The following is a 6,614-nucleotide window of genomic DNA, read 5'->3' as shown; positions in this document are numbered from 1 at the left end:
CTGGCCGTCGGCCCCCAGCGCCACCCGGCCTCCCCTCGACACGCACAGCACCGTCGTCGAACGCACGCGATCCACCGCCGCACCTCCGGCCCTACCATACCGCACGCCGGAAGCGCGGGGAAGGAGGCGAGGGGAAGAAAGGGACAGGGGGCATTTGGGATTTGGAACATGTAAGCTTTCACTTGGTTTTGCCCCGAGGTATCACTTGGTTTTGCCCCAAATAATTCCGGACACACTTCACCGGCTGAAGTACACAGCCGGTTCACAAATGGGCTTTCGCCCAAAATCTAAAGTGGCCTGCTACGGAGCTACCGACCCGTCGGTCTGGAGGCTCTCGGCCTCCACGGCGGTGGAGCACCCCCCACCACCTGTAACTTTATGACACACCCGCTTGCAGGACCAGCGGCCGTCCGCGCCTTCGCGAAAGCCGCGTAACTCGATCACACCGGCCGCGCACAGGCCGGGTTCCCCAGGCACAATCTCCAGACTCACGGTGCCCTTCCCTCTTTCCAGCGCCGCGAGACGCGATTCGGCCGCACGCCGGGCGGAGGTGGCGTCAGAAAAGGTCTCGTTGAGAGTGTAGGCGGGGTCGCCTTCACCAGCGGTCTCGCCCACACGCCTGCCCGTGGAGGGGTCGTGCCAAGAGGCCACCACCCGTTTGTACTTCCCGCGGTCCGCTAACGTGACACGCCACCCGGGCGCGCACCGCTCCGGAGTGATAATTGTCGCGCCCAAGGGCTTTCCGGAGCCGCTTTCGCCGCCCCCAGCGGGCACCACCACCAAGGTCCCTTGGGCCACCTTGGCGATGCACCCGTGTTGCTCGCCCAGGCGAGTCATAAAGTGCAGATTGCTCTCATTCGCCTGGTCCGCCCTTACAATGGGGAGCGCCGAAACAGTGGGGTGAACCTGGGCGCGCCATCCCTCCTCCTTGGCGATGGCGGAAAGAATCGCGCCCAGCGTCGTGCCCTCCCAAGCTCGCGTATGCTGGGACTTGGCGGTCTCACGCAAGTTCGCGGCCCTGGACCGGACGGTCAGGGTGGGGGGAGATCCCGATATTTCGACCTCGTCCACGACATAGGTGCCCAGAGCCACCATTGCGCGCCCTGCGTAACCCATGGAGATCTCCAGGGTCGCGCCCCGCCGGGGGAGGGCCACGTGCTCTCCGTGGTCGCTGAGCACAATCTCGGCGCTGTCGCTCTGCACGCCTGCCTCATCGACTATTTCAAGTGATACCAACCGGCTCCGGATGACGGCAGTCACGTCTTGGGTGTCGGCCACCACCTTGAAGTCCGGCCTCATACTAGTCCCACAGTCTCACGGGCGCTGCGACTGTTCCATCCGTGATGGCTGGCATGACGACCCGAATCCCCGCCGGTAATGAGGGCCCCAAGGCGGCTATCCCAGGGTTAGCCTCCAGCACGGACTCAACACACCCCTCGAACCCGTAGTACTCCCAGCACACTCGGTCCAGCACGTCGCCGTCGGCCGTTATCACTGCGGCGGCATCCTCAATCCGAATCATGGGGCGGCTCCCGTGACGGCGTCATGGTACCGGCGTAACACCAGGCTGAATTCCTGACGACGCGGCACCCCATCGGCGAACAGCGACGACTGCCCTTCCTCTACTCTCTCGATAACCCACCAGCCGTGGACCATGCCACGGCCGTCCACCAGCATCTGAGGCACGCCCTGCGCCGATAGGGCTCGCATGGCGCTCACCTGGCCGGCGCCCCCGCGGTAGTGGGGATAGATAATTCCACGCAGCTCTATGGACTCTTCCCCGGGTCCCATGTGCTGCAACGCCGGGCCCTTACGAACCCGTTCTTGGGCCGCCCAGCGTTGCTCCGCCGTGCGCCGCAAGTCCTCGTACCCCGCGGTGTCCACGGAGAATCGAAACGTGCCGAGAGCCATTAGAATCTCAGTCGGCATCGTAGAGGGCCTCCCTCGCCGCCCGTGCGCCACGGCGCCGGATCTCCAGAATCACCATGTCCGCCACTGCCTTTGGGTCCTGTGCTGGGGCCGCCTGGACCGTGATGTGAAACGTGTTGGCCTGGTGCACCACAGGGCCGCCGCCAACCCCAGGCACCGGTTGAGCGGCCTCAGGAGGGGCCCCACCAAACAACCCCGTCAACGGACCCGCCTTCATGTCGCTTTGGGATTGGGCGAACGCGGCCGGAGGCGACAGGGCCGTGCCAGGGGCGGCCGCGGCCAAGGGCGCGGCTAGGGTCGTCCCGATTGCGCCTGCGGCAGCCATCCGCTTGAGCGGGGAGGGCTTCAACCCGGCGGCCGCGTTGCCGCCCTCCACAAACAACCCCCAGGCGTTACCGAAGGTGTTCCGAATCGATTCCAGTGGGCCGGTCAGAATGCCTTTGATTCGGGCCACCGCCCGCTCCACCACGCCCACAATGGACGCCCACAACTCCTCAAAGAAGGTCCGGAGCGGTGCCCACTCCGCAGGAATAAGGTCTAGGGGTGACCAGGCGGCAATGGCACGAACAATCTTCCAGCCCCGCTGAACGACCGCTTCAACCCCATTCATGAGCCGCTCGAAGAACCCGATGATGCCCTCCCAGTTTCGGATGATGGTGGCCAAAGGGGAGGAGGCCACCACCCACTCCACCACGGGCCAGGCGGTCTCGATGACCCTCTGAAGAGCAATAAACAGCCCCCCAAGGAACGTCAGCGCGGGGCCCCAATTGCGCGCCAGCATTGAGAGCGGACTGAACGCGAATAGGGCCCCCAGCCACTTTCCCACACGCGCCAGAATCGGGCGAACCCGCTCCAGCATGGGCCCCACCCGCCCGAGCCCCATGGCAATCACTAGGCGAGAGAATAATCCTGCGGCCCAGGCGCCCGCCCTGCGGAGGTACGCCCACCAGGCCGCAACCAGCGGTTGAAGTGATGCCCAGTGCCTCTTGATCAGCACCACCCCAGCGATGACCAGGCCGATTGGCCCAAGCAAGGCGGCCAGGAAGGGCCACAGCGTCTGGATCGTGGCTCCGATCCCAGGGAGGAGCCGCTCGAAGAACGCCCCGATGGGTTTCCAGTACTTATACACCAGGTAGGCCGCCAAGGCGACGGCCATGATCACGACGCCGATCGGATTGGCCGTGGCGGCGGCGCCAACGGCGCGGAGCCCCACAGAGATTCCGGACAGCGCCTTTGTTGCGACAGCTCCCAGCGCGGGCAACTGCCCAACGGCCTGCATGGCCATGCCCCCCATGGTGATGAAGGACCCGCCCACGGCCAACGCAGGCGCAACAACCGACAGGGTAGCCGCGGCCACCACCAGCAGAACGGACGCCACTTTGACCAGGCCCGGGTGAGCCTCGACCATGCCTCGGAAGGCCTGCACCAGGGCGATGATTTTGGGAACGATGCGCTCCACCAGCGGAAGGATCGCCGCGGCCAGACTCATCTTTAAATCGTCGAGGTTGTTGCGTAGCCTCTGCATTACGGCGGTCGGCGCCTTCTCCATGGCCGCCTGTGCCTGTGCGGCAGCGCCCGCGCTGTCTTGGACCGCCTGATAGCCCGTCTTGAGGGCATCCATATTCTTCGACAGGAGAATCACCGTCTTGAGAGCTTCCGGCCCGCCAAAGGCCTTTTGTAGCCGGAGCTGATCGCTGGAGGAAAGGGCGCTGAGATCCCCGAGACGGCTCCGGAGATTGTCGAGGGTTCCGATAAAATCCACACCCCCGGCCGCGTTCCGGGCAATCGCGAATCCCAGGTCCTGGGAGGCCTCCGTGAGCCTCGCCATGGTGGCCTGGAACGCCGTGCCCGCCATGGACCCCTGCGCCCCCGCGTTGTTGAGCTGTCCGATGACGGCGGTCACCTGGGGAAGTTCCATGCGGGCCGATATGGCCGCCGCCGTCGCGTATTTCATGCCCTCGGCGAGTTGGCCGAAGTTGGCGAACTGGAACTGCTGCTGCGTGCGCGTCAAGATATCGCCCAGCCGGGTCATTTCCTCGTTCACGGGCCGAGTCTTGTCCCCGAGGTTGTTGTAGACCGTGGCCAGAAGAGACCCGGCTTCGGTCGCGTCCCCCATGGTGCCCTTTGCCACCCGCAGCCCCGTTTCCGTGGCGGCCAGTGCGGCCTCCACGTTTAGGCCGGCGGACAGCATCATGTACGAGGTGTCGAGAAAGGAGGAGGTGGAGTCCGAGTACCCACGGGACCACGCACGAGCCTGCGCCGCAAACCGGCCAGAAACCTCGGCGGTGACACCGGGCAGGCTACGGATCTTGGCAGCGGAGTCCTCGAGGGCCACGAGCGGCGCGCTCACGCGCTCGATGGCCCTAGTGAGCTGGTCGGCCGCGTCCCCGGCAAAATACCCAGCCACACTCATCTGTTGCCCTATGGACGCGAGAGATCGTCCCCGCGCGGCCACTTTTTCAAAGTTGACGAGGCCCGCCGTCATCCGCCGCAAGGGGGCGGTCACTTTGTCGATGGCCGTGATGATGACCGCGACGTTTAGGTCCGCCATGACCTCACCGGAAGAGCAACTTTGCCCGCGCTCGCGCCTCCCCGTGCCAGAGAAGCATCTCGTCGAGATCCATCTCCATCAATACGTCGGGAGGCCAATGGAAGACCATGGCGACGTCTGCCACGATGGCCTCTACGTTCAGCGGGGCCCCCCGAAAAAATCTGCGACAATCCCCGAAAGGGCCGTGATGTCCTCGCCGTCCATCTCGTCCACCTGGGCGGGGGTGAGGCTCGCCAAGTTCGCGATCAAAACCAGGCTCTTGTCGAGATCCGTCTGAGCACTCCGCAGGGCGCGCATGTCGCGGCCCTTCGGGCGTCGGAGTTCGACCACCGTCAGCGCAGTGCCGTCAGGATTGTCCACCGGGAACTTGAGGGTGTACCGCATGCGCGCGCTCCTCTACAGGCCGATGGCGTTGCGGATGGCCTGAAGCTGATCCTCGCCGTTGACGATCCGCTTGAGGTTTTCCACGTCGATTTCGTGGACCGTTGTGCCTCCGATGGCGAGCTTGTAATACCGGGGCGCCATCGTGACCTTCAACGTGCTTTTTTCGCCAGGCTTCCAGGTCCCGGGCTCGACGCCCTTCACCGGCCCGCGCAAGGTCACGACCGCCTGGTTGACGGTGCCGTCCTCGCTCACCAAGGCCCCCTTGAACGTCCAGGGGATGGACTTGCCCGGCGCGAGGCCCCACGAGGCGAGGACGTCCAAATCGTACCCGGACAGGGTCGCGGCCGCCTCTAGCTTCTCCATGCCCTGGTCGATCTCCACGGGCGCGTCGTAGCCCCCGGGGCGGTGCTCCTCGGTCTTGACGGCGAGTTTCGGGAGCTCGAGTTCCTCAACTTGGCCCGCGTAGCCCCGGCCGTCGAGAAAGGCATTCAGGTTGCGCAGCACGTTCGCGATCATGGTGACCTCCTTCAGCCGGCCAGCACCTCGGTCATGTAGTCGTTCACGAGCGCCACGCGGAAGGTGACGCGCTCCGCCGGCGCCGGGGGCGTCAGCGCAATGTCCCAATAGGCGCGCCCGTCGGCGATGGCCTCGGGGGTATTGAGATCCGGATCCGCGTACACGCGGCCCCCGAGTAGCGCCCCCTTCTTCACCTGGTCGCGCACCCAGGCGTTCACCCCCTCGGTGACCTCCTCGATGTAGGACCGGGTGATATTGCGGTCCACCGCCCAGAGGTGCGACACCAGCAGGGCCTCACACGCCATGTCGAAGGTCCGGACCACCGACAAGAAGGCGAACTTGGGGTCGGCCGAGCACGTGCGGTTCCCCCACAGGCGGTAGCCGTCTTGGTGAATGATGGTGGCCACCTCGTTCTCGTTCAGGAGGTTGGCTCGGCTGTTGGGATCCCCCAATGCGAAGTCCACCGGCCGGGCGGTGCCGATGATGCCGTGCATTTCACGATTGCTCGGGCTCCACCAGTACCCCCGCTCGTTGTCGCTCTTGGCCATGATCCCCGCGACGCGGGCCGAGGCAGGGAGCACCGCCGCCGCGTTGGCGGTCGTGTCCCAGACCTTCACGGAGGGGTCCACGACAAAGACGCGCTTGGAGCCAAAGAGTTCCCGGTAGGTGATGGCCTCGGCGTCTGTGGTGTTGGGCCCGTCCGCGAGAATGACACCGCGCAAACGATCCGCGATCGCCACTAGTTCGGCGACCACCGGCGCCCCGGTGATGGCCCCGGTGCCTGCGTCGCGCGTCACGTAGCCCGTGAAGCCGGGCGCTACAAGGATCCTCGGCGTCACATGAACCGCCGACTGCGCGCCCAGAAAGGCGTGGACCCCCGTGTACGACCCGTCGGTCTGGATCCCCCCGATGATGTTCGTGACGGTGGCCGCCTCGCTGGCCTCCTCCTCGACGCGGACCACCACGATCAGGGCGCCCACACCCTGGTCGAAGATGTCGTCGATGGCCTGTGGCAGGGTGCCTTCCTTCGCGCCCACCGTGTCCAGCTTGGCCGCTTCCACGCGAGAGCCGGCGATGAGGATGGGCGTGTTCAGGGGAAAGGCGGCGGCGTCCGCGTCGGGCGCCGTGCCGATGAGGCCGATCACGGACGACCGGACCGCCTGAATGGGCCGGGGCCCCGAATCGACTTCGACGATTTCCACTCCGTGCAGATAGGCTTCGGGCATGCCGGCCT

The 6,614-nt window shown here is 65.6% G+C and carries 8 protein-coding genes; all 8 read right to left on the bottom strand.

Translation table 11 applies throughout. The annotated features are described in order from the left end of the window. Positions 1-300 precede the first annotated feature (300 nt). From AB1824_02005 to AB1824_01970, 8 genes are read right to left on the bottom strand one after another with little or no spacing between them, the layout of a single operon-like run. Positions 301-1,299: a contractile injection system protein, VgrG/Pvc8 family gene (locus AB1824_02005; GenBank protein ID MEW5763726.1), complete on the bottom strand. Its 999-nt coding sequence runs from the start codon at positions 1,297-1,299 to the stop codon at positions 301-303. A 1-nt stretch (position 1,300) separates the two neighbouring features. Further along, complete coding sequence (locus tag AB1824_02000; GenBank protein ID MEW5763725.1) at positions 1,301-1,522, bottom strand: tail protein X; 222 nt, start codon at positions 1,520-1,522, stop codon at positions 1,301-1,303. Further along, positions 1,519-1,929 (bottom strand): phage tail protein, encoded by a 411-nt coding sequence (locus tag AB1824_01995; protein ID MEW5763724.1) that lies wholly within the window; start codon positions 1,927-1,929, stop codon positions 1,519-1,521. Before AB1824_01995 ends, AB1824_02000 begins: the two co-directional genes overlap by 4 nt. After that, the gene (locus AB1824_01990; GenBank protein MEW5763723.1) at positions 1,919-4,480 is read right to left on the bottom strand and encodes a phage tail tape measure protein; all 2,562 of its coding nucleotides are present in this window, start codon (positions 4,478-4,480) and stop codon (positions 1,919-1,921) included. The genes AB1824_01995 and AB1824_01990 overlap by 11 nt, the downstream gene beginning before the upstream one ends. A gap of 4 nt (positions 4,481-4,484) precedes the next feature. Continuing rightward, entirely contained in the window at positions 4,485-4,604 is a 120-nt protein-coding gene (locus AB1824_01985; protein MEW5763722.1) for a GpE family phage tail protein, read from the bottom strand. A gap of 14 nt (positions 4,605-4,618) precedes the next feature. Further along, a complete protein-coding gene (locus AB1824_01980) occupies positions 4,619-4,864 on the bottom strand; it encodes a phage tail assembly protein (GenBank protein MEW5763721.1) in 246 nt (81 codons plus the stop codon). A gap of 12 nt (positions 4,865-4,876) precedes the next feature. Then, positions 4,877-5,380, bottom strand: coding sequence for a phage major tail tube protein (locus AB1824_01975; GenBank protein ID MEW5763720.1), 504 nt, complete (start codon positions 5,378-5,380; stop codon positions 4,877-4,879). A gap of 11 nt (positions 5,381-5,391) precedes the next feature. Further along, the gene (locus AB1824_01970; protein MEW5763719.1) at positions 5,392-6,606 is read right to left on the bottom strand and encodes a phage tail sheath subtilisin-like domain-containing protein; all 1,215 of its coding nucleotides are present in this window, start codon (positions 6,604-6,606) and stop codon (positions 5,392-5,394) included. Positions 6,607-6,614 lie beyond the last annotated feature (8 nt).

The sequence above is a fragment of the Acidobacteriota bacterium genome (assembly GCA_040752915.1).
Taxonomy (GTDB): Bacteria; Acidobacteriota; UBA4820; order UBA4820; family DSQY01; genus JBFLVU01.
The sequence above is the reverse complement of the archived record's forward strand: the minus strand, read 5'-3'. Positions and strand labels throughout refer to the sequence as shown.

What these genes read in the sequence shown, in the direction of transcription:
- AB1824_01970 (MEW5763719.1), bottom strand. Translation starts at nt 6,606, where the DNA reads ATGCCCGAAGCCTATCTGCACGGAGTGGAAATCGTCGAAGTCGATTCG.
- AB1824_02000 (MEW5763725.1), bottom strand. Translation starts at nt 1,522, where the DNA reads ATGATTCGGATTGAGGATGCCGCCGCAGTGATAACGGCCGACGGCGAC.
- AB1824_01975 (MEW5763720.1), bottom strand. Translation starts at nt 5,380, where the DNA reads ATGATCGCGAACGTGCTGCGCAACCTGAATGCCTTTCTCGACGGCCGG.
- AB1824_01995 (MEW5763724.1), bottom strand. Translation starts at nt 1,929, where the DNA reads ATGCCGACTGAGATTCTAATGGCTCTCGGCACGTTTCGATTCTCCGTG.
- AB1824_02005 (MEW5763726.1), bottom strand. Translation starts at nt 1,299, where the DNA reads ATGAGGCCGGACTTCAAGGTGGTGGCCGACACCCAAGACGTGACTGCC.
- AB1824_01980 (MEW5763721.1), bottom strand. Translation starts at nt 4,864, where the DNA reads ATGCGGTACACCCTCAAGTTCCCGGTGGACAATCCTGACGGCACTGCG.
- AB1824_01990 (MEW5763723.1), bottom strand. Translation starts at nt 4,480, where the DNA reads ATGGCGGACCTAAACGTCGCGGTCATCATCACGGCCATCGACAAAGTG.